Consider the following 21,264-nt stretch of genomic DNA (forward strand, 5'->3'; position numbering starts at 1 on the left):
GACAATGAAAATAAAGCAATTATTTATACAACTAACGTTAGGGATGCTTCTGCTGCTGTCAGCTTGTCAGAACGAAGTGATCCCGGAGCAGACCGGCGATAAGATCGCTTTGTCGTTTAACCTCTATCGGGGGGAACTGACCAAAGCGGCAAACGCTACTTCTTTATTACCCGAAGGCAGTAAGATCCGGGCGTATGCCTATACAAAAGACGCAGTGACAATCAACTCTCCTGTCGGTTACGGCGATTATGTAGTAGATGCCAGCGGTAAAGCCACCGCATTAAAGGAGAACGAGGTAGATAAAGGACTTACGCTCTACCGCGGAAATTACGATATTTACCTGGTATCATACAATGACAAAAACTACGTACCTGAAACCGCAGACGATAATCTGCTCCATGTCTCCAACGGGAACGATTTTATGTACTCTACCCTCAAAGGCATTACGGTCCAGCCAACCTCAGGCGGTAAAAATATGATGTCAGTCGACCTGCCGGAACCGTTTACACGGCTTTGCTCAAACATTATTTTGAAGGTAAAAGCAAGCTCCAATCAACCGGTAACCGTGGAAAGGCTTTGGGTGAACAGTGTTAAAATCAATAAGCTTTCCGGAGATTTACCCTATCAATTAGGGATGACGGAGTGGACAGTAAACGAGGTTTTGGAGTATACCGGTTCTGAGACTTTTGAGACGTTTACTAATAACAGTAAAGACATAGAAGTGTCACCGACGATTTCCCGTGTAAGTGACCCTATCGTTGTTTTACCCTTGAAAGGAATTGCCCCGTTAGAGTTCGATCTTGATTTGGATATTCGGTTTTTGAAAACAGGGACTGGTAGTGTAACAAAAAGTTTTCATTATTATCCTTCCGTGTACAAATCGTTTCTTCCGGGGATGACTTATGAATTTGAATTTACCCTGACATTCTTTGGAGATCTGGAACCAACGGATCTTTCACTAGCTATTTTGGAATATACGACGGTTAAATTCTCAACTGACAATGTCGGTCAATAATAAATGAAAGAAAAAATATGAATAAGATAAAAATACAAACCATTCTATATTTGTTGTTTGGTATATGCTTCTGCAGTTGTGAAAAAGATGGATTGCAGGAAAGTACAAAATCGTCATATATCCTGCTGAGTATGCCGGAATCAATTGATGTAAACACCAAAGGAGATATTTCTGTTCCTAAGTTGGGTGATATAACGATCAGTAATGTTTGGATCATTCAATTTAATGCACAAACATCTAAGTGCGTCAAGGCTCTTTATGCTCCTCAGAGTAAGATAACGCCCTCAGAAAATGAGAATGAAAAAGGTGTGATTGTTAATTTAAAGACGGGAGAAAGTGATAATTCTGATTTAACAAAATTTTCAAACGTGGAGAGCCGCTTTTATGTGATAGCAAACGGAGGTATAAAATTATTAACTGAAACATCATCGGATGCTAATAATATGTATATACTCGAAGGAGATGAATTAGATCAGTTAACAGAAATTATATTAAAAGCAAAAACTATACAGGTCGGAACAGATATTGAAAAACCATTTACTACTGAATCATTATCATTACTGACTTCCGGTCCGGTAATCTATACGCCGAAAGAAGATGGAATAATAAAAGTCAGGACTCAAATGTTCCGGGCCTTTGCAAGAATTAAACTGGAAATTTCTTTTGCCGGCGAAGGTCAGTTTAACTTGTTAAACTCCAAAATTTATAATCTTCCTAAACAGATGGCGATGTATCGGGCCGGTGGCTTAAGCTCGGTAACTTATCCCGAAGCGACAGTAGGGAACAACACGGATGTTCAGAAATATAATATTGCCCCTGGCCCTTTTGATTTAAATATCAGTGATTTGAATACAGGGACACAAATAACGACTAAAACTTTTTATATGGCTGAAAACCTTCGTGGTGTAGGGAAGTCCACAACACAACAGGGAAAGAATAAGAAAGAGAATGGCCCTGCCAGTGAAGCTGCAGACCCTTTGATCGGATGTACTTATATAGAGTTGGAAGGAACCTATAAGTACAGTACCACGCACACCGACGGCGTAAAAGTAAAATATACTTTCTACCTGGGCGGTAACTTTACAAACGATTATAACATAGCACGTGACTATTCTTATGAGCTGACATTCAATATAGCCGGTCCTAACAGTGCCGATGTGCGGGTACAGATTACGGATGGGAATGTGGCTGTTTTTGATGAAGTGCACGTAGTAGATAATATTGAAGTAAATTTTTAAAGTATGAATAAAACGGAGTTTACGAAAAAGCTGGCTTCCCGCTTATCAGTTTCTGTTAAGGAAGCCCAACAGTTCATGAATGTTTATCAGGAGATGTTAGGAGAAGTTATTTTGGACGAGGGCAATATGGTTTGCCAGGGATTCGGAACGTTCTCTTTATGGCAGCAAACGGAAAGGATGGGACGAAATCCCAAAACAGGCACGGAGGTCCTTATCTCCGCCCGTAACAGCATCAAATTCAAACCGGGTAAAGAGTTGCTGGATTTCTTGAACCGAGAGAAAAAATAATGTACCAATTTACCAATATGCCAATTTAGAAAATATTGAACCTACTTTTGGCTTGATCCAAAAGTAGTCAAAAGATCAAGGCTGAACCGGCTTCACTGCTCCGGTGAAAGACTACGCTGAAAAATCCGAAACTCGCTGCGCTCAGACAGCGGATTTTTTAACCGCTTCGTCTTTCCCCTCCGCGGACGTTCACCCGCTTAGGCCTTTCATAGGAAGCAGAGCTTCCTTTAAAGATTGCCGATACCGACACCTAATATAATATAACAGGTGCTTTCAGTTTTAACAAGCTGTATCGGCCATCCCAGGAGAACGCTTTGCGTTCTATGAAAGGCCTCAGCTGGCGAGCGTAAAGCGCAGCAGCCGTAGAGAGCGCCCGGAGCATCCGCTGTTTGAGCGTAGCGAGTTTCGGAGGCGACAGCGAACGCAGGATGCGGAGTAGCGAGGCAGGTGCAGCCTTGAACTTTTGGTTACTTTTCTTTCAAGAGAAAAGTAATATTCAATTTTGATAAATACTGAACTTATTGCTATCTCCATTGGCACATTGGCAAATTAGCATATTAGCACATTATTCTTTTTAAGTCGTCATAAACGGTAACAGTTTGGCTGTTAAAGAGGACAATGCATTCCTCCATTTGCTGCCTAAAGAGGGTTTGACCTCTTTTTCTATTATAGAGGGAGAGACCGTTTTTGGTTCAACAGACTTTTCCTCATGCTTCTCTTCGCTATATTTCTCCTGTTTGCTTTTCCCTGATTTCGGACGGACCAGGTTATCCAGCATAACCTCGGATGCCTTGTCTATTTTCGATTTCGACAATTTTCCCAGGTAGATTTCCGTCGTCTGCAACGACATATGACCGAGTGACTGGCTGATCACACCTATCTCTGAACCGGCTTCCAGCATTAAAGAAGCCCAACTATGACGCATCACATAAGTCGTGAGAGGATAAGGAAGTCTCAGTTCGTCCCCGATATCTTTCAGGTAACTATTCATGCGATGTAACGATGATTGGGCTGTCAGAGTACCTTTCCCTATTAATTTCTCATGCAGGAACGGGAATACCCAGCGGCACTCTTTTCTCTTGTACAACTGCATGATCTGGTGCATTTCCGGCGTGATCTTGACCTGAAGGATTGCCTGGGTCTTGCTACGGTTGTACTGGATATATCCGTTGTGCACATTATCCTGCTCCAATTTATAGGCATCGACAAAACACATGCCCCGCGCATAAAAAAGGAAGAGCGAGAGATGAAGCGCATCCATTTGTTCAGGTTTGCCGGTAAGATCGAGACGCGCCAGCTTTTTGATATCCCGTTGGGGAAGTGCCCGTTTCCGGGTAGACGGAACGGTGATATGAAGTCCCTCAAAAGGGTTACCTGCCGGATCATGATAATGCAAGTCCTTCTTTATGTTATTATAAATCGCTTTCAGGTTACGCAGGTAGAAATCCTGGCTTCCCGGACTAAGCAGATTATTTCCCGATTTTTCGTCTTCCAGCAACCACATGACGAACTCCTGCACCAGCCCGGCAGACAGGTCTGTTATGGTCAGTATCCTCGCTCTACGGCCCAGAAAAGTCGAAAATTTGTTCCATGTACTGCGGTAATTGGCAGCTGTCCGCTCCCTGTCCGCTTCTATTTTCCGTTCGATCAAACGCGCAACACAATCGCGTAACGACGGGTAATAAAATTGTTTTGCTTCTATATTCATTTTAATTGTTTATTTAATAGGGTAAAAATGCAAGAAAAATCAACAAAAACATTTGATATATAGAAACAAAAAAAATGCAGGATAAGTTGATTTACATTGGAAACTAACTTTTTAAACAAAAAGCCCCGGATTTTCGTCCGGGGCTGAAGAATAAGGATTCGTATCCGATTTACCCTACAATATATTTAGCTTTTTTACCGGCAACCCGGTAGATCAGATAAACAATTGCCCATGAAACAGCGAATGCCAATACCGCAGCACACGGAATTTGCAGACATAGCGGAATGCCGATCATACGCATTACGACTACACTCGGACCGGTAAAGAAAAAGTGCACCATATAGACTCCGAAACCACAAAGCGTGAGGTTTGCCAATGCTTTCTGTACAACCGGCGATTTTATATTCACCTTCTTAACCAGCATAAAGATCGGGGCAGTCATCATTACGACATTCAGCGAGTTGTAAGTAAAGAAAAGCTCCAGTTGTTCATCGCTGAACTCCGGCAATCCCGTCATATGCCGGAATCCAAAGAACGTAACGGCGTAGCCGATCACGAACATCGGGATACCGATCGCCAGTATCTTACCGACAGGCCACTCCAGTTTGCGCAGATAATGTCCCAGCATCAGATAACCGTTGAAACCGGCGAAATAATAGAGCATGCCGTATGAGTTCCAGGAACAGGTTCCCCACAGGTACGGTGATACGTATTCATAATAATAGGGAAGAAGCGTTGTTATTCCCCAGGCTGCCAGGAACCACAGCTTGGCTCTGTCGGAGGCTTTCTCCACCCAGGCGGAGAAGATCGGCAGATAGAGATACAGACCGATCAATAGGTAGATGTACCACATATGCACATCCAGCAGAGAAAAATTAAGAGGTATGTCAGCAATGTTTTTCAACGATACACTCAAAGATTGACGAGTGGCTTCTTCGCCGGAGAATGGGAAAAAGTCGAGTATCACATCCGGACTAAATCCTAACAGACCAGTGAACCAGGGGAAAAGATTATACAGGACTGACCAGATCAGGAACGGCCATAATACACGGGGAATACGTTTTTTGTAAAAAACAGAGGCTTCTCCTTTTACCGGCAAAAGCAAGGCTCCGGTAATCATTACAAACAAGGGGACGCAGGGACGGAGAAAGGCCCCATAGGCGGCTCCCCAAAATTTTATTTCCCCGATATTGGCAGGAGCTTCCCCGGGGAAAAAGTTGAAAGGGTCGGCACAATGGCAACATACGACTGTAAACATCGCGACGAATCGCATTACATCCAGCCAGACAATATGGTTGCCGGCATTTGGAAGAGTTTTGTTTTCCATAAGATTAAAATATAAGTTTCTAATTATTTGTTTATTGGCTTTTATTGATTGTGCAGAGCCTCGATCAGCAAGGTGATATTGGCTGTGAACAACCTGACAGAGATCGCCAGCAGGATAATACCGAAGAATTTGCGAATGATGTAGATACCGCCTTTCCCCAGCAAATGTTCCACTTGTTTGGTCATGCGGACAACAAAATAGACCCACAGCATATTCAGTATCAAGGCGACTACGATATTGATATTGGCATATTCGGCCCTGAGTGAAAGCAGTGTGGTGAATGATCCCGCACCCGCCAGCAAAGGGAATACAAGGGGTACCAGCGTGGCTTCTTTGATCGGTCCGTTATTTTTGAATATCTCGATATCCAGTATCATTTCCAGTGATAACAGGAAGATGACAAAAGCGCCTGCCACGGCAAAGGATTCTATATCCACATGAAAAAGTTTCAGTAGAAAGTCTCCGGCATAGAAGAAACCGATCATCAGGATAAAAGAAATGACCGTAGCTTTTAAAGCGTTCACTTCTTTACCTTTTTCCTTTAGATTTATAATGATAGGAATGGAACCGATGATGTCGATTACAGCAAAAAGCACGATAAATGCACTGATCATTTGTTGAAAATTAAATTCTGAAAACATATACGGTCCTCCTTTTTTTAGTTTCTCCCGTGAAGATACTATATTTCAATGAGAAGACGTATCTTTGAATCCGATATTAACAAAAAAGTTATGGGTATAGTAATTGGTATAGACGTAGGAGGGAGCACGACGAAGATCGTCGGCATAGATGGTAAGGAAATCAAAAATCCGATGTTCGTCAGGGCAACCGATCCGGTGACATCTTTATTCGGTGCTTTCGGAAAATATTTGTATGATAACGATATTCCTCTTTCTGCCATTGAGAAAGTGATGCTTACCGGCGTGGGAAGTGCATCTATCAACCAACCTTTGTATGGTTTGCCGACAGCTAAAACGGATGAATTTCTGGCGAACGGGCTGGGAGCACAGTATATGACACAACTGGATAAGCTGATCGTTGTCAGTATGGGAACTGGTACTTCGTTCGTTAAAGTGGACGGAACAAAAATAGAGCATATCGGCGGTATTGGGATCGGCGGCGGAACAGTATTGGGATTATCCCGGTTATTGCTGAAGACACAGGATTTCCATCAGGTGGTCGCCCTTGCTTTAAAAGGTGACATTACGACCATAAACCTGCAGATCAAAGATATTTGTAATATACCTTTACCAGGTTTGCCGCTGGACGCTACTGCCTCTACCTTTGGTAAAGCTGATGCAAATACTTCGCATGAAGATGTTGCTTTGGGTATTATTTATATGGTACTGCAATGTATCGGCCAGTCGGTGATCCTGGCTGCTTTAAACAGTGATATACGCGATTTCGTATTGATTGGGAATCTGACCAAACTGCCTCAGTGCAAGGATATATTTCCCCGTCTTGAAGATATGTACGGCGGCCGTTTCCACATACCTGATTATGCAGAATACCGGACGGCGATCGGGGCGGCACTGACCTATATAAATAAAAGAAATTATCTGCCTATCGGCTGAATAAAAAAGCTCCGGAAAGTTCAAAGTGACTTTCCGGAGCTTCTGTTTTATCCGAAGTAAAGGCCCTGTATCACGCCATTACTTACATATATCTGCCCATTTTTACGCTGTATGTAGATTTTGTTTTCACGTGCCAGCCAGCCGATAGCCATTGTCGTATTTTCGTGGCTTTGGTCGATTCGTCTGCTCAGTTCTGGTATTGTCAATTCTCTTCCTTCATTCAGCACATGCCAGATTTTTCCGGCGTTTTCTCCGATCTTCTCTAGTTCCATAATTATTATTTATTAGATGTAATACATGTCCTCTTTCTATATAAAAACAAAAGAGAACTCTTTCGGTTCATTTTTTCTTTGATTAATCATTTGCAAAGTACACGGATTTGAAAAGAATGGTCAATTCCTATTATTGGGTTTATATGTTCTGTTTTTGCGATTATTATTGTAGAAAAATCAAATATACTATCTTTGAAAATCATTAATCGGTACAATATGGGAGCAAACATACAAATATTTGACATTCCTACGGATTTTATTGCTGGTGACAATATCTCCGGAGATATGCTGAATCGTTACGTGCATTTCTCATGCAAAATGAAAGCTGCGCTCTTTGCTCTATGCGTTAAAGGCTCTGTAAAAGTCACTATCAACTTATCCGAACATAAAATAAAAGAATACGATTTCGTCACATTAACCCCTGATTGCTTTGTGCAGATCAATGAGGTATCGGCGGATGCCCGTTTCTTTTTTGCCTGCTTTTCACAGGAGTTTATGGATAACAATAATCTGATCTTAACGACTATCCGGTTACTTCCCATGCTGGCGGAAGAGCCTGTTATCTGTTTGTCGGAAGATATTTGCCAATTATATATGGATTTGTTCAAGCCTTTGATCCATGCTTATTCTTTTCCTTGTACGCTGGAAAATAAAGATATTATCAAATCCGTATTTACCATTTTCATACAGGGGACAGCCGAGTTATACAAGAACCACGGGAAATGGAAGAACCAGCTGCGCACACGAAGCAAAGAGATGTGCCGGGAGTTTATCAAACTAGTCATGTCGCATTATACAACACAGCGCAATGTCGCTTTTTATGCGGAGCAACTCGGGGTTACTGTTTCACACTTCTGTTCGACTATCAAGAAAGAAACAGGAAAAACGGCTTTGGGCATTATAACGGCGATCGTACTGATGGATATCAAGGCACAACTCAAATCGACCGAACTTCCCATCAAGGAGATTGCTTTCTCGTTAGGATTCAACAATATGTCTTTCTTCAACCGGTATTTCAAGCGGCATACGGGCATGACTCCCCAGGAGTATCGTAATAGTTAGTCATTGGGACTTTAGTAACCGGAGGAAATCATCTTTGTAACTGGTAGAAACTTCTATTTCCGTATTATCGTCCAGCACGACATAGCCACCGGAGCTTTTATGATAAGATTTGATGCAATGAAAATTGATAATATGCGATTTGTGTACACGGACAAACGGGAACGGGAGTATTTCACTGAAGTATTTCAGGAAACGGCAAACCATCTTCTTACTTTTGTCTTTCAAATAGATATCGGTAAAGTTTCCGTTTCCCTGTAACCGGATAATATCTTCCATCCGGATCACTTCAAAACCTTCGAGGGTAGGAAGTATGACCTGGCGTTTTTCCGGTTTAGGTTCATGCAGGTTTTCGACCAGGATCTTGTTCCGGTTGAATATCTCTCTGTTTATGATATGTTGCTGCACCTTATTTACGGCGAGTATCAGTTCTTCGATGCTGACAGGTTTCAGCAGATAGTAGGCGGCACTTTGGTTGAGTGCGCGAAGTGAATATTCGGAAAAAGCTGTGACAAAGATTGTTTCGAAATACAAATCCCTGCAACCTTCCAGCACATCGAACGCGTTGCCGTAGGGCATTTCAACATCAAGAAAAACCAATTGAGGTTCCAGCTCGTGGAGTAGAGGAACGGCTGATTTACAATCGTGGGCTTCACCGATCACTTCGACAGCCGGACAATATTTTGCCAGGTAGTTCTTCAGTGCTTCACGGGCAGCCGATTCGTCTTCAACGATTACACTTCTTATTTTTTGCAGCATTTCCATATCAGCATTCTATATCGATCATTCAACAATTTAACTGATTTCACTCAGGCAAAGATAATATAATCAGTCATAAAAAATCCCTTGTCTCAGCACAAATGTCTGAGACAAGGGATTGGGATGTTTTATCTAAAATCATTTAGAATTTGCACATATTTAAGTCCTGGTCGACCAGTATGCCGTCGATGGCTTTCAGGTTAAATTTGACTTTACGTTTTGCTTTCAGCTTCAGAATGAACAAGTCGGAAGTGCCTTCCAGTGTTTCCTTGTCGCCCAGATTGACGAAAGTAGGATACAGGGCTTTTTGGCCGCTGGTATGCAAACGGTCGTAAGTCAGGTTTTCCATCGCTTTCAGGTTTAGCGGTTCTACGCCGATAAATTCGTAATCCTGCTGGTCGTAAGGTAAAGCGAAGCTTAATGCGTTGACAGCTTTCAAGTCTGTACCTTTTACCTTTACTTCAACGATTTCGTCTTTGTTGTAGTTCTGCTTCGGAGTACTGAGTTCGATTGTTCCGGCTACTTTTTCCGTTCCCTGTTCTTCGATACCGCCATCCAGCTGGGTTGCGACAACCGAAATATCATATGCATCGATCAAACCGTTCTGGTTGATATCGCCTGCACTTACATAATCGAAATCGCTGTCGCCTTTGCGCAGACCGGTATAGTTCATGTAAGAAGTCAGGTCGTTGCTGTCGATCTTCTTGTCGTTGTTGATGTCACCCGGCAGATAGCTTTCTGTTCCCGGAACTTTGAATACATACAATTCGCGTCCTGAACCGTAATTGCCTACACCTTCCGTTATATTTAGCTTGATGTAGCGTGCTTTCGGTTTATCCTTGAATTCGAAAATCTTCACATCGCCGTTGCGTTCAAACTTGAAGGAGTCGACCGGTGTCCAGTTTTCTTTATCCATACTATAAGAAACGAAGCCTCTCAGCATAGTACCGTTGCCGCCGTCCTGACGGGACAGATAATGGAACTTATCTAGTTGGTTGACTGTACGCAGGTCGATGATCATATCGAACGGTATAGCATTTTTGCGATATTTCGTATGGAACATATCACCCAGTTCTGCAAAGTCGAACAGACGGAATATTTCAAAGCCGTCCTGCTCTTCTGCCGTCACTTCACCGCGGATACCCTTAATGGCAAATTCAAGCGGGTTGGATTTTGTCTTTACACCGAAAGAAGCCCAGTCAGAATAACCGTCTTTGTTAACCGAACGGATCTTGAATGTGTAATCTGTTTCAGCATTCAGTCCGTCAAACAATAGTTCTGTATTCTTGATAGTCGTATACAGCATATCGTTGAACTCGATTTCGTAGAAGTCAGCACCTGTCACTTTATTCCAGGTCGGTTTCAATGTGTAGGCTTCCCTGTTTTCTTCCGTTACCTGTGCAGTAGGAGCGGTCAGGGTTCCGGTTGAAACACGGTGGCTGTCACCCATATCGAATTTATAACCTTCGAAAGTAACTGTTGTCGTATTTTCCGTAATATCCGTGGCGGCTAGTTTAACCAGCAACTGAGGATTTTTGGTAATCGTAACCTTTTCAAAATCGCTTCCTTTCGTGGCGAACTTGTTCAAGTTAGGAGTAGCGTCGTAGAAATAAACGTTTTCACCTTTCAGATATTCGTCCATAGAACGGGCTTCTGTCAGTTTTACTTTGTCTTTGCCTACTTTTGCTGCGACTTTTTTCGGCATTTCGGAAACATTGAAACGCAGCTCTGTCGCTTTATCTTTTACAAAGCCGTTGAAGTATCCGGTAGCCGGCTGGATCGTGACAGTTACGTTATTCTTATTACCCACTTCCGATTCGATCAGTGTCGTTACACCTTCACCTTTCAGATAGGCCTGTGTGATACCATCATCGTCATATTCGGTAAATGAACTGTAACCATCCGGATAGATTTCGTAGATACGCAGATTCTTATTGATTTCCGCCACGTTGTTGTTCGGGTTTGTCATCGGGATGATAGCACCGCTTTTTACAAATACCGGCAGTTTCCACAGTGGAGAAGCGAAGTTATTGATCACACAGTTGCCTGCATATTTTTCTCCGGTGAAATAGTCAACCCAGGTACCTTCGGGCAGATAGATTCCGTCGCGGATATCATTTCCTTTCTCGTCAGCCTGTGTTTCCTGGTAGATAGGAGCCACCAGGAAGTACGGTCCGTACATGAACTGGTATTCTGTTGCCTTACCATACGTATAAGGATTCGGATATTCAAGGAACATTGCACGGATCATCGGCTTACCGTCCACCGCTTCTTTAGCGATACTGTAGGCGTAAGGCATCAGTTCGGACTTCAGTTTCAGATACCAGCGGTTGATGGAGGTAGCCGGTTCGCCGAGGGCATGCGGATATTTCTCGTTAGCCCCCCAGCCGTCCATGTTTAACTCCATTGGTGTCCATGTCTTCCACTGGAAATCACGGGTATTCATCGCCAGGTTTTTGCCACCGAAGATACCGTCCATATCAGATGTGATATTCGGTTGCCCGGACAATCCGGAACCGATGTATGTCGGGATATGGAAGCGGATATATTCCCACTGGCCGCCTGTCTGGTCGCCCGACCAGATGCCGGCATATCGTTGTGTTCCGGCCCAGCCGTCCAAAGAGATAATGAAAGGACGGGCGTCATTTCCGTAATAAGGCATGATGTGGCCTACATCGGCTACACCATTCAGGCCGAATGAATAACCGGCACCAACCCATGCCACGTCTGTTTTCAGTACACGGACACCGGCATCACGAACCTCTTTTACGATATCGCGCTGCAGCAGGGCACTGACTTCTGGTTTCGGATGCAAGTCCGATTGTGTCCAGAGTCCGATTTCCACACCGTTCTTATGGGCATAATCAGCCAGGCTCTTCAGGTTTTGAATATTTCCGTCCAGGGTTTCCGTCTGTCCGTATCCGGCACCGTAACCGTCGTTAGGTAACAACCAGCCAAGCGGCATATCCTGATTTTTATAGCGGTCGATCACGGCACGGGCGGAGAACTGGTAGTTATTCTTTTCTCCGTTCAATGATTCTTTGATACCACCGTTATCTTTTTGACTTTCTTTATAACGTTTACCGTCTTCGAACAGGATTCCCTTTTCGTCTTCCACCCAATAGTCGCGGTTGTAGGCATTCAGATGTCCCTGGTAGAAACCGAACTTCGGCAATAAGACGGGATTACCTGTCAGCTGGTAGAAGTCGTTCAGCAGAGGCACTGCACCATCGCTGACCATACAGAATGCGTCCAGATAATCGGTATCATGAGAAAGTATTACGCTGCCTTTTTCAGCTGCACCAAAATCATATTTACCTTGTTTGAAAGTATACCACATGAAACCGTAACCGTTGGTTGACCAATAATAAGGAGTAGGAGAGGCAACTCCGCCGTCTGTCCAGCTGTTCTGATTTTCGATGGCTATCGCTTTTCCTTTGTGAGAGAAACGTCCGTTCTGCACACCGCCGCCATAAAAGTATTCACCCGGATTTTCTTTCAAGGTAAGGATTGTTTTTCCTTTGTCATAAAGAACCGGTTTTACTTCCTCGAATGCTACTTTGTCAGTAACCAGATTGATTACTTTCAGCAGGGAGGTGCTTTTATCCAGTTCCAGTCTTATCCTATTAGTGCTGATAGAAATAGTGTTGTTATCTTCTTTCAGCGTCAGTGGAGAGAGGTTTCTTCTGGGGTTGTCGACCAGGATCTGTGCTTCCGGTTTGGCTTCCGGGTCACGGAGGATTCCGCCGTTGACATCCTGAAACATTCTGAAGATGTTTTCCCCGTAAAAATCATAGGTTACTCTCTGATTGTCGGAGAACAGAACTTCTACTGTCGTGGGATTGATCTGTTTTACACCGACAATTGTTTTACCCTGCTGCATTTCCATACATACATTGTCGGCTTTTTGCATGGCCTGCATGGGTAATGGTGAAAACAAAGGAAAGGCAAGAGCGAGTATGAGCACTTTCTTTTGCTTCATTTTTCTAATAGTGTCATTCATGTTTGTCTGTTTTAACGAATAAATGATTTAAGCAACAAACTTACTGGTTATTATTTTCATGAGCAAAAAATAATAAATATATCGAATAATAAAAATAAAAGATGCAATCAGACAATAAGGGGGAAGCGAAGCAGGACGATTACACCGGTGCCGTTTTCACTGTTTTCTTTTTCGGTTATTTCGATTGTTATGTGCATATTGTACAAACTATTCAACAGGTTGATCCGTTCGCGGGTATTGGTCAGCCCGCGTGAATGATGTTCTTTCTGATGACGGGTTTTAAGTTCGTTACTTTTTTTCAAGCCGATGCCGTTGTCTTCAATTTTGACACAAAGACTGTTACTTTCCGATTTGACGGACAGGCGTAATAATCCGCCGGATTCCTTATAGCGTAGCCCGTGCCATACTGCATTTTCCAATTGCGGTTGTATCAGCATATTAGGAATGGAAATATGATCGGGGTCGAGCGATTCGTCCACGTCTATTTCATAGACAAACTTATCGCTGAAACGCATGTGTTCCAGGTCCAGGTATTCTTTCAACTGTTCCAGTTCCGTCGAAAGAGGGGTGAAATCTTTGTTAGAGTTTTCCAGTATGTTTCGCATCAAGCGGGAATAGGAGGAAAGGTATTTGTTTGCTTCCAGCTCATTGTTTTGGGCTATGAACTGATTTACACTATTCAAGCTGTTGAAGATGAAATGGGGATTCATCTCACGGCGTAACGACTGAAGGGCGATCTTTTTGTTTTTTCGGCGAATGGAATACCAGGCTTTTACCGTGAATATGAGAAAGACAAGGATCAAGACAATCGAACCGATCAGGACATAGTTGAATGTGTTTTTCTTTCTGATCAGTTCATCTTTAAGAATACGTTCCTTCTCCAACTGGGCGATCCGTGCCTCGTGTGCCTGAAAGAATTTCTGATCGATCAGTGTGCTGTCCGACTTGACCAGCGGTTCCAGATTCTCTATAAAGCCGGCATACAGGTCCAGCGCTTTCCGGGGCTGGTTGTCTTTCCTGTATTGATCGACCAGCTGTTCCAGGCTTTTCTTCGCTTCCATGGTGTGCCCTTCTTTTAATGCCATGTCGTAGGATTGCTGGAGGGAGGCTATTGCTTTAACCTTTTGGCTGTCGGCGGCATAGACTTTGGCTATTTCCCGTTGGACTTTGATGGTCTCCACCGGTTTGTCTTTCACTTCATCTAATATGCTGTTTAAGTTGCTTAGGGCGGCTTCCTTATTATTCATGGTCAAGTTTACATTTGCCATCTGGTGGAAAGCGGCGACACGGTCCACCTGCTGTTCCGGCTTGTTGGAGGCGTTCAGTAATTTTATATTGCTCTTGATATAAGGTGATTGAGCTATCGGATCGGATATATTCTTTAACCGATTGACATCATTATTGTTCAACTCCCTGAACTCTTTATTCCGTGATAAATGAGCAGCACTGGCGTAACTAAGAATGGCGGCATCTATCTTTCCCAATGTCTCCTGGATGCGGCCGATCTCCCGGTCTGCACGGGCTATTTTCTCTTTATCTTTCAGCTTTTCATATAGTTTTCTGGCATTGAGAAGGTAGTTTTCCGCTTTTTCATATTCTCCTTGTACGGTCAGTGTCTTTGCCAGTTCTTCATAATCACTTGCTAGCAATTCATCCGATTTACCACTTTCAAGCGAAGTGGATAGTTTCATGACGGCGCTTTTCGTACTTTTTTTCGACACAGAAGGTATTGAATCCTGCGCTGTTATAGTCACAGAAAGGCTACCAAGTACCCATATTGTCAGATATATGATCAGTCTGTTCATTGAATGTTTTATTGAGATTGTAAAGTAAGCATATGTAAAACATTTATATCCTATATTTCACCAACTCAAAACGCCGGTTCACCCATTCTTCCCGGAATCTTAATTTCTAACATCTTATTTTTGAGCCATAAACCTATTAAAAAAAATCCGAATATGAAAAGAATTATTCTACTATGCATCTTATTTACTGCATTGACAACGGCCATAGGCTGTATGTTGGAGGCGAGAAACACGACGGCATCGGCAGAGCCAGCCTGTACTCCGGTTGTAAATGAAGTGTCTGCCAAAAAGACAAAAATACAAGTGGCTATCCTGTTGGATACTTCCGGCAGTATGCAGGGATTAATTGAACAGGCTAAGTCCCGTTTGTGGAATATCGTGAATACACTCACCACGCTGAAATATAATGGTGAAGCGCCGGATATTGAAATAGCGTTATATGAATATGGCAGTTATAAACGGTATGATGGCGATTATATACGCCGGATCACTCCTTTGACAGCGGATCTTGATCTGATCTCGAAAGAGCTGTTTGCTTTGACGACCAACGGTAGTGAGGAATATTGCGGTACGGTTATCCAACGTGCTGTGAATGAATTGGAGTGGGGGAATAGTAAGGCTGATATGAAGCTGATCTATATAGCTGGAAATGAAGAGTTCACCCAGGGAAATATTTCCTATAAAACGGCAATAGCCAATGCACTTAAAAAAGATATTTTTGTTAATACGATCCATTGTGGCAGTGAAGATGTCGGTATAGGTGATTTCTGGCAGGATGCAGCATTAAGGGGTAATGGCAAGTTTTTCAATATAGATGCGAACGCAACGGTCAGAGCGATCAAAACACCTTTCGATCCGCAGATCATTTTATGCAATGAAAAGCTGAATGACACGTATATCGGTTATGGTATAGTTGGAAAAGAACGTAAAATGAATCAGACCGTTCAGGATAGAAATGCCGGTTCTATTTCTTCTGCCAACTATACGGAACGGGCTGTCAGTAAATCCAAAGCTGTTTATAAAAACACTTCCTGGGACCTGGTCGATAAGGTGAAAGAAGACAAAGATGCTTTGTCACGTATAAAAAAAGAGGAGTTACCAGAGGAATTACGGAACAAATCTCCGGAAGAACTGAAAACATTCATCAAGCAGAAAGAGGAGGAGAGAACTTTAATTCAGAAAGAAATCAATGAATTGGCTGTTAAACGTCAGATTTATATAGATGAACAACTGAAAAAGGAAGGAGAAAACAAAGGGGATGATCTGGGAAAGGCTATTACGGAATCCGTTCTTGCCGTAGCAAAAATAAAAGGATATACGGCTGAATAATACCCTTTGCCTATTTGGAATAAAGACTTTAGTTTATAATGGAAAAGCCTTGCAGTTTCTGATGTATAACCATCCGCGATAGCAGATAAGGCAATAAAAAATAGCCGTCCAGTTTATTTGGACGGCTATTTTTGCGTATGTATCCAACGATCAGGCAGTAAATCGCGATATTTTTCTATGGGAGTGTTTGGTGCCCATGCAGCACATTTGTCAATGATGTCACAGAAGTAATCAAACACATAAACTCCACATCGGTGACATGTTATTGCCAACGAGTGATACAATGGCAGCTTCGGCTCCTGTGTGGGAGCCTATTGTAAGCCTGCGGCGCGTCAGGGATATGTAGCGATTGATCCGCTCCACTTCATTGTTGTCAAGTCGATATGTCGGTGATGCAAAAATCAACGGTATCTCATGCCATTGTTTAAGAGCGTGATTAGTAGCTGCGAGCAAAGGGTCATCGGGTGGTATGCCAGTACGGTCTTTTACAGCAATTAGCCTCATGTAGATTTTCTCAAGTATCACCTTTGAGTATCGCTGTCTCCACTGAATGTGTGTGTTCTCTGTCCATCCATCTTTACCGATGCGATGCATGTGCTCAAAGTGATACAGCAAACCAAAGAGTTTTGCTATTTCCTGAGCTTGACTATTATCCTTTATATCAAGAAACTTGCGCTTTATATGCTGAAGACATGGCAGTCGTTTTATTCCGGTCATCTCACCGATGCCGATATTGCGATAGCCAGAGTAATAATCGCATTGAAAGGCTCCTTTGAAGCCCTTAATCTGGCGTTCAAACACCTCAGCACTGCGTGAGCCGTCATCATAAAAGAAGAAAACAAGACCTGTGGTCATACCGACGAATACCCATATATATCCTTTTTTGATTTTCTTTCCCGATGGAGTAGCTACCTGAAGTCGCACTTTTTGATATGTTTCATCACCACAGATATAATTGTCATCAAGTATGGCTTTAGCAAGAGCCTTATACAGATTTTCCAGTTGCACCTTTGTCTTGCTGACAAGTTTCTGTGCGGTACCCTTGTCAAGATCAAAGCCGTGTGCACGGAAGTATTCGACTGCATTCTCAAGTGGCATTCCATGTAGATAGCGCAGTTCCGCGAGTCCGGCTATAAAAGATGCCGTATACTGAGAGTTGAAAAGAGGCGCTACAGGTGCCATTCCTTTGAAGACCTTGTCATCCTGAACATACTTCTTTATCTTGTATATTTTCTTGATAAAGCGTGTTGGTATCATTTCATACCGTACCACCTCACATGTTCCGATAAATGTAGCCAACTCAGCTCTGAAGTCAGGAGTGTCAGGCTCAACCTCGATAATTTCAACCTTACACTCCGGATGAGTTTTTCTTTTAGCACCATTATTAGTCCGTTTTCTTTGAGGCTTCTGCTCTGTCTGCCCGGCAACAGCTTCTATCGGTTTTGCCTGCATTTCAGAGGATGAACCTTGTAAACGCTGCACCGCTTTACGTGCAGCCTTCTCTTTGCTTAGTTCTGCACCTTTTCCTTTGACCACATCCTCCAGCGAGATTATCTGTTTGCGCAGTTCTTCTACGGTTGCAATCAGTTTTTCATTTGCTAAAGTAAGCGAACTGATTAGAACTCAGTGCCACATCTAACTTCCCTTGAAGAAAGTCGATTTGGCGTTGTAACAGTTCTATCAGTTCATCTTTTTTCATACTCTAAAGATATGAAAAATATCTGATACAGGCAACTTTAATAGGTGTTATTATTGCTGATTGTCAATACATTAAATACTATTTAACGGCCATTCTGAAGCGACTTTCGACTGTAACCTTTACAGGCGTCAGACCTCTCATCAACATATAAAAATCGTCCCACTGAAGCCGGCGAACACTCGTATCATCTTTTTGGCGACTTCTCTGAAATGCCCTTGCGACAATCTTTTAGTGTACATTAAAAATCCATCGCCATCCCATCTTAAAGCCTTCATGGTCTTGCGGTCACGTGAGAAAAACACATAAACATCACCTGAGGCAGGTGAATGGCCTTTCCATGACCACACCTTTTGTGTCAGTCCGCGTATACCATAACGCATTGATACCGGAGATGGGCATACCCATAATCGCAAACCCTGTTCAAGCCCCCACATAACCTGCCTCCTTTCTTGTCCTGTCGGCAAACTTTGCTATAACATCAATATCTGTGTCAGAGGGAAAACTGACAGTTACGTGTCCATCCACTTTCACTGTTATAACACGGTCAAGGGTGGAGGGAAGAAAACCTGCTTCTTCAAAGATAATGTCTTCAAAAGGTACTTCCTGGTATTGTTCTCGTTTATGCCCTATCGGTTCCGAGTATCCGGGCAAACCGACAACCTTTAGTTTGTGGGAGTTAAGATAATTGTGTATTTGCTTACGGGTTACTCCATGTTTGTCACAAAAACTTTGGAATGTTCCCGGTTGTTTTCCTTCAGCACACAGTTCTTTAAAATCATCGTAAATTTGAGAGTAAAGGAGGCCTTTCCCTGTTAGTCTTCTATATCCTGTAATAGTTTGTACCTGTTGGAATTCACCCTTGAGAACAATTGGCATTTGACATTGAGACACCCCATGTTCCCGACAATAATCACTAAATGAACCTGGTTGCTTTCCTGAAGCACATAGTTCTTTAAAAGCAGAAAAAACCTGCCTGTAGAGTTTAACTTTATCCATAATTTTATTTTTATGGCAAGGTTAATATTTCTACAGGCAGGCTACAATACGCTATCGCGGATGGTTATACATTACAAACTGCAAGGCTTTTATCTTTTTTGTGACGTTTCAGTTAAAAAGGATGAACTTATCCGATCAACTGGACGCTACGTTTGATAAACTGGCTTAATGCCTCGCCTTTCAGCATGCCGTTGGCGAGCAGAGCCAGGTCGATCAACTGGCTGACCAACTTGTTGCCAGCAGCATATTCGGCCAGGATGGCATTACGCTGTGAAACCAGTTCGTCGATCTTATGATTCGTATTCGTCATGTCTTCTTTTTCTTCAGAAGTGATCTCTTCTTCTTTCTTGTTGTTTTGAGCATCACGAAGATCTGATTGACGAGCTTTCCAACCTTTCAGATCTGCCAGGATCGGTTTCAGCCTTTCTTCACAGTTCTGTTCTTCGTCCGAAAGTACTTTCTTAACCAGTTCGTGATCCGTATTCAGTACCAGGTTGTAGTTGTCAGGCATTTCGCCATAGAATGACATACCCGGCTGCATAGCAGACATTTCACGCATACGGCGCATATATTCGCTCTGTGTCAGCATGACAGGATTTGAATTTTCACCCAATGCTTCGAAAGTAACGATAAAGTCTGTCTTTTCTATCTTCGGCAACTGACTCTTGAACATTTCCTGCAAGGCATTCTTCTGATCTTCATCCAATGTTACCTGACCAACATTCTCTTTACGGATCAGATTGTCGATCGTATCGCTGTCTACACGGACGAAACGAGTCTTTTCAAACTTCTGTTCCATCTGGCTGATGGCATGCACATCCAGCTGACCGTCCATGATCAATACGCTGTATGCTTTATCTTTAGCAGCCTGGATATAACTGTACTGGTCGTTTACATTCGTTGTGTACAGGTAGATCAGGTTGCCGTCCTTGTCCGTCTGATTCGTTTCAACCAGTGCTTTGTATTCTTCGAATGTGTAGTATTTGCCGTCCACGTCTTTCAGAAGAGCAAATTTGGCAGCACGGTCATAGAACTTTTCGTCGCTCAACATACCATACTGGATGAATAACTTCAGACTATCCCATTTTTCTTCAAACTGAGGACGGTCGTTCTTGAAGATTTCTTCCAGGCGGTCGGCCACCTTCTTGGTGATGTGGTTGGATATCTTCTTCACATTCTGATCGCTCTGCAGATAAGAACGGGAAACGTTCAGAGGAATGTCCGGAGAATCAAGTACACCATGCAACAGTGTCAGGAACTCAGGAACGATACCTTCTACGGAGTCGGTTACGAACACCTGGTTACTGTAGAGCTGTATCTTATTGCGATGCAGGTCGAGATTGCTCTTGATACGCGGGAAATACAGGATACCTGTCAGGTTGAACGGATAGTCTACATTCAGATGAATCCAGAACAGAGGTTCTTCTGACATAGGATAAAGGTCACGGTAGAATTTCTTATAATCTTCATCGGTCATATCGGTCGGTTTGCGAACCCATGCCGGTGTGATCTCGTTAATGATATTGTCTTCGTCAGTATCGACATATTTACCGTCTTTCCATTCCTGTTTTTTACCGAATGCAATAGGAACCGGAAGGAACCGGCAGTATTTTGTCAGCAAGCCGTTGATCTTGTCTTTATTCAGGAAGTCTTTGTTTTCATCATCGATATACAGGATGATATCTGTTCCGCGATCGTCTTTTTGTGTTTCTTCCAATGTATACTCAGGTGTACCGTCGCAACTCCATTTCATAGGAACAGCACCTTCTTTATAAGATTTGGTGACAATCTCCACTTTCTTTGAAACCATGAAAGAAGAATAGAAACCCAGACCGAAATGTCCGATGATAGCTGCTGCATCATTCTTGTATTTCTCTACGAACTCTTCAGCACCAGAGAAAGCAATCTGGTTAATATATTTGTCGATCTCTTCAGCGGTCATACCGATACCACGGTCGGAAATCTTGATGATCTTGTCGTCGAAACTTACATGGACTGCCAAATCTCCCAGCTCGCCTTTGAATTCTCCGACAGATGCCAGTGTTTTTAATTTCTGAGTAGCATCGACAGCATTTGACACTAATTCACGAAGAAAGATTTCGTGGTCACTATACAAAAACTTTTTAATGATAGGGAAGATGTTCTCGCTTGTAACACCTATGTTTCCTTGTTTAGCCATTTTATTTATATTT

General features: G+C 42.8%; 17 protein-coding genes. 6 read left to right on the plus strand and 11 right to left on the minus strand.

Annotated elements, in window-relative coordinates; all coding sequences use genetic code 11:
- Positions 1 to 43 precede the first annotated feature (43 nt).
- From P3L47_RS16825 to P3L47_RS16835, 3 genes are read left to right on the plus strand one after another with little or no spacing between them, the layout of a single operon-like run.
- Positions 44 to 1,015 (plus strand): fimbrillin family protein, encoded by a 972-nt coding sequence (locus tag P3L47_RS16825; protein WP_277781516.1) that lies wholly within the window; start codon positions 44 to 46, stop codon positions 1,013 to 1,015.
- A 17-nt stretch (positions 1,016 to 1,032) separates the two neighbouring features.
- Positions 1,033 to 2,253 (plus strand): DUF4906 domain-containing protein, encoded by a 1,221-nt coding sequence (locus P3L47_RS16830; protein WP_277781517.1) that lies wholly within the window; start codon positions 1,033 to 1,035, stop codon positions 2,251 to 2,253.
- A 3-nt stretch (positions 2,254 to 2,256) separates the two neighbouring features.
- On the plus strand, positions 2,257 to 2,541 hold the full coding sequence (locus P3L47_RS16835; protein WP_122359930.1) for an HU family DNA-binding protein: 285 nt from the start codon (positions 2,257 to 2,259) through the stop codon (positions 2,539 to 2,541).
- Positions 2,542 to 3,115: 574 nt separating this feature from the next.
- On the opposite strand, the gene P3L47_RS16840 is transcribed toward P3L47_RS16835, so the two are convergent.
- From P3L47_RS16840 to P3L47_RS16850, 3 genes are all read right to left on the minus strand, one after another.
- Positions 3,116 to 4,249 carry a tyrosine-type recombinase/integrase gene (locus P3L47_RS16840; RefSeq protein WP_277781518.1) on the minus strand — a complete coding sequence of 378 codons (1,134 nt, stop codon included), beginning with the start codon at positions 4,247 to 4,249 and terminating at the stop codon, positions 3,116 to 3,118.
- Between the two features lie 169 nt (positions 4,250 to 4,418).
- Positions 4,419 to 5,576, minus strand: a complete 1,158-nt coding sequence (locus P3L47_RS16845) for an acyltransferase (protein ID WP_277781519.1) — start codon at positions 5,574 to 5,576, stop codon at positions 4,419 to 4,421.
- A gap of 41 nt (positions 5,577 to 5,617) precedes the next feature.
- Positions 5,618 to 6,217, minus strand: a complete 600-nt coding sequence (locus tag P3L47_RS16850; RefSeq protein ID WP_122359933.1) for a MarC family protein — start codon at positions 6,215 to 6,217, stop codon at positions 5,618 to 5,620.
- Between the two features lie 90 nt (positions 6,218 to 6,307).
- Between P3L47_RS16850 and coaW the strand changes: the two genes are divergently transcribed.
- Positions 6,308 to 7,150, plus strand: coding sequence for a type II pantothenate kinase (gene coaW, locus P3L47_RS16855; protein WP_122359934.1), 843 nt, complete (start codon positions 6,308 to 6,310; stop codon positions 7,148 to 7,150).
- A gap of 47 nt (positions 7,151 to 7,197) precedes the next feature.
- Here the strand turns inward: coaW and P3L47_RS16860 are convergent, their stop codons facing one another.
- The gene (locus P3L47_RS16860) at positions 7,198 to 7,422 is read right to left on the minus strand and encodes a winged helix-turn-helix domain-containing protein (protein WP_122359935.1); all 225 of its coding nucleotides are present in this window, start codon (positions 7,420 to 7,422) and stop codon (positions 7,198 to 7,200) included.
- A 216-nt stretch (positions 7,423 to 7,638) separates the two neighbouring features.
- Here P3L47_RS16860 and P3L47_RS16865 point away from each other — a divergent pair, with 216 nt between their 5' ends.
- Positions 7,639 to 8,484: a helix-turn-helix domain-containing protein gene (locus P3L47_RS16865; protein WP_199715340.1), complete on the plus strand. Its 846-nt coding sequence runs from the start codon at positions 7,639 to 7,641 to the stop codon at positions 8,482 to 8,484.
- Here the strand turns inward: P3L47_RS16865 and P3L47_RS16870 are convergent, their stop codons facing one another.
- From P3L47_RS16870 to P3L47_RS16880, 3 genes are all read right to left on the minus strand, one after another.
- The gene (locus P3L47_RS16870; protein WP_277781520.1) at positions 8,485 to 9,246 is read right to left on the minus strand and encodes a LytR/AlgR family response regulator transcription factor; all 762 of its coding nucleotides are present in this window, start codon (positions 9,244 to 9,246) and stop codon (positions 8,485 to 8,487) included.
- 136 nt (positions 9,247 to 9,382) lie between these two features.
- Positions 9,383 to 13,243 carry a TIM-barrel domain-containing protein gene (locus tag P3L47_RS16875; RefSeq protein ID WP_277781521.1) on the minus strand — a complete coding sequence of 1,287 codons (3,861 nt, stop codon included), beginning with the start codon at positions 13,241 to 13,243 and terminating at the stop codon, positions 9,383 to 9,385.
- A 107-nt stretch (positions 13,244 to 13,350) separates the two neighbouring features.
- Positions 13,351 to 15,048, minus strand: a complete 1,698-nt coding sequence (locus tag P3L47_RS16880; protein WP_277781522.1) for a tetratricopeptide repeat-containing sensor histidine kinase — start codon at positions 15,046 to 15,048, stop codon at positions 13,351 to 13,353.
- A 153-nt stretch (positions 15,049 to 15,201) separates the two neighbouring features.
- On the opposite strand from P3L47_RS16880, the gene P3L47_RS16885 reads away from it, so the two are divergent.
- Positions 15,202 to 16,377 carry a vWA domain-containing protein gene (locus tag P3L47_RS16885; protein ID WP_277781523.1) on the plus strand — a complete coding sequence of 392 codons (1,176 nt, stop codon included), beginning with the start codon at positions 15,202 to 15,204 and terminating at the stop codon, positions 16,375 to 16,377.
- A 231-nt stretch (positions 16,378 to 16,608) separates the two neighbouring features.
- Here P3L47_RS16885 and tnpC read toward each other — a convergent pair whose 3' ends face one another.
- The 4 genes from tnpC to htpG all read right to left on the minus strand — a co-directional run bounded on the left by tnpC (position 16,609) and on the right by htpG (position 21,251).
- Positions 16,609 to 17,913: an IS66 family transposase gene (tnpC, locus tag P3L47_RS16890; RefSeq protein WP_277781524.1), complete on the minus strand. Its 1,305-nt coding sequence runs from the start codon at positions 17,911 to 17,913 to the stop codon at positions 16,609 to 16,611.
- A gap of 303 nt (positions 17,914 to 18,216) precedes the next feature.
- Entirely contained in the window at positions 18,217 to 18,510 is a 294-nt protein-coding gene (gene tnpB, locus P3L47_RS16895; protein WP_277781525.1) for an IS66 family insertion sequence element accessory protein TnpB, read from the minus strand.
- Positions 18,497 to 19,072 carry a hypothetical protein gene (locus P3L47_RS16900; protein WP_277781526.1) on the minus strand — a complete coding sequence of 192 codons (576 nt, stop codon included), beginning with the start codon at positions 19,070 to 19,072 and terminating at the stop codon, positions 18,497 to 18,499. The genes tnpB and P3L47_RS16900 overlap by 14 nt, the downstream gene beginning before the upstream one ends.
- 127 nt (positions 19,073 to 19,199) lie before the next feature.
- A complete protein-coding gene (gene htpG / locus P3L47_RS16905) occupies positions 19,200 to 21,251 on the minus strand; it encodes a molecular chaperone HtpG (protein WP_122359945.1) in 2,052 nt (683 codons plus the stop codon).
- Positions 21,252 to 21,264 lie beyond the last annotated feature (13 nt).

It is taken from the genome of Parabacteroides chongii, assembly GCF_029581355.1.
Taxonomy (GTDB): Bacteria; Bacteroidota; Bacteroidia; order Bacteroidales; family Tannerellaceae; genus Parabacteroides; species Parabacteroides chongii.

Excerpts from the sequence above, each read along its gene's own strand:
- P3L47_RS16850 (WP_122359933.1), bottom strand. The coding sequence starts at position 6,217 with ATGTTTTCAGAATTTAATTTTCAACAAATGATCAGTGCATTTATCGTG.
- P3L47_RS16880 (WP_277781522.1), bottom strand. The coding sequence starts at position 15,048 with ATGAACAGACTGATCATATATCTGACAATATGGGTACTTGGTAGCCTT.
- P3L47_RS16835 (WP_122359930.1), top strand. The coding sequence starts at position 2,257 with ATGAATAAAACGGAGTTTACGAAAAAGCTGGCTTCCCGCTTATCAGTT.
- P3L47_RS16845 (WP_277781519.1), bottom strand. The coding sequence starts at position 5,576 with ATGGAAAACAAAACTCTTCCAAATGCCGGCAACCATATTGTCTGGCTG.
- P3L47_RS16875 (WP_277781521.1), bottom strand. The coding sequence starts at position 13,243 with ATGAATGACACTATTAGAAAAATGAAGCAAAAGAAAGTGCTCATACTC.
- P3L47_RS16870 (WP_277781520.1), bottom strand. The coding sequence starts at position 9,246 with ATGGAAATGCTGCAAAAAATAAGAAGTGTAATCGTTGAAGACGAATCG.
- tnpB (WP_277781525.1), bottom strand. The coding sequence starts at position 18,510 with ATGTGGGGGCTTGAACAGGGTTTGCGATTATGGGTATGCCCATCTCCG.
- P3L47_RS16865 (WP_199715340.1), top strand. The coding sequence starts at position 7,639 with ATGGGAGCAAACATACAAATATTTGACATTCCTACGGATTTTATTGCT.
- coaW (WP_122359934.1), top strand. The coding sequence starts at position 6,308 with ATGGGTATAGTAATTGGTATAGACGTAGGAGGGAGCACGACGAAGATC.
- P3L47_RS16885 (WP_277781523.1), top strand. The coding sequence starts at position 15,202 with ATGAAAAGAATTATTCTACTATGCATCTTATTTACTGCATTGACAACG.
- P3L47_RS16830 (WP_277781517.1), top strand. The coding sequence starts at position 1,033 with ATGAATAAGATAAAAATACAAACCATTCTATATTTGTTGTTTGGTATA.
- P3L47_RS16825 (WP_277781516.1), top strand. The coding sequence starts at position 44 with ATGCTTCTGCTGCTGTCAGCTTGTCAGAACGAAGTGATCCCGGAGCAG.
- P3L47_RS16840 (WP_277781518.1), bottom strand. The coding sequence starts at position 4,249 with ATGAATATAGAAGCAAAACAATTTTATTACCCGTCGTTACGCGATTGT.
- P3L47_RS16900 (WP_277781526.1), bottom strand. The coding sequence starts at position 19,072 with ATGGATAAAGTTAAACTCTACAGGCAGGTTTTTTCTGCTTTTAAAGAA.
- P3L47_RS16860 (WP_122359935.1), bottom strand. The coding sequence starts at position 7,422 with ATGGAACTAGAGAAGATCGGAGAAAACGCCGGAAAAATCTGGCATGTG.
- htpG (WP_122359945.1), bottom strand. The coding sequence starts at position 21,251 with ATGGCTAAACAAGGAAACATAGGTGTTACAAGCGAGAACATCTTCCCT.